1 protein-coding gene is annotated in these 1001 nt (G+C 70.6%); it reads left to right on the top strand.

Going from position 1 to position 1001, the window contains the following annotated elements; genetic code table 11:
• The coding region (locus RTN46_RS10875; protein WP_312181285.1) for an ABC transporter ATP-binding protein at positions 1 to 688 on the top strand (688 nt) is incomplete at its 5' end.
• Between the last annotated feature and the right edge of the window lie 313 nt (positions 689 to 1001).

Below are 1001 nucleotides of genomic sequence, written 5' to 3'. Positions count from 1 at the left end.
CCTGAACCCCCGGCAGTCCGTGGCCGCCAGCGTCGCCGAGCCGCTGGTGGTCCACAGCCTGGCCACCACGCCGGCCGCCCGGCGGGCCCGGGTGACGGAGCTCTTTGAGCTGGTCGGCCTGCCTGCCCGGTTCATGGACCGGTACCCACACGAGCTCTCCGGCGGCCAACGCCAGCGGGTCTGTATCGCCCGGGCGCTGGCCGGGGATCCGGACATCGTGATCCTGGATGAGGCGACGGCATCGCTGGATGTCTCCGTGCAGGCGCAAATCATGAACCTGCTCAAGCGCCTGCAGACCGAGCTCAACCTGACGTACATCTTCGTGGGGCACGATCTGGCCGCCGTGGACTATATGAGCCACAAGGTGATGGTGCTCTACACCGGGCGGTTGATGGAACTGAGCCCCCGGGAGGAGCTGTTCGCCAACCCGCGGCATCCGTATACCCGTGCCTTGCTCTCCGCCATTCCGCTGGATGATCCGGCCGCGGAAAAGGCGCGGGACCGGACGCTGCTGACCGGAGAGGTGCCCTCACCGCTGAATCCACCGTCCGGCTGCGTCTTCCGGACCCGGTGCCCGCTGGCGGTGGAGGCCTGCGCCACGGTGGTTCCGCCTGCGGTGTCCGTTGGGCCGGAGCATCTCGCTGCCTGCATCCGGGCGGACGAGCTGGCAGTGATGTCCGCATCGTGACCCCCGCGTGGGTGCGGTGCGGCGTGCGCGGAGGTGGTGTGGGCGCGTCGTGCGCGGAGAAAGCGCCTTGTCAGACGCCTAGGATGGTAGCGGGGGCGGCCGGCTGGACCGGCGGCGTCCCCGCAGTTTTTCGAACACAGGCGACGACGTTTTGGGGGAACGATGGAGAAGGACCAGGGGCTGCCCGGGCCCGCTGAGGAGCGCAACGACGACGGCGGCGGTGCCGGTACTGCCGGTGCCGCCGGTACCGGGGCGGAAACGCCCGGGCCGGGCACTGCCGGGCCGGATACGGCCGGGGGACAGGCGGGCGCGG

The organism is Arthrobacter sp., assembly GCF_031988865.1.
Taxonomy (GTDB): Bacteria; Actinomycetota; Actinomycetes; order Actinomycetales; family Micrococcaceae; genus Arthrobacter_B.
Note: the sequence above shows the minus strand (reverse complement) of the source record. Positions and strands in the feature narration are given on the sequence as shown.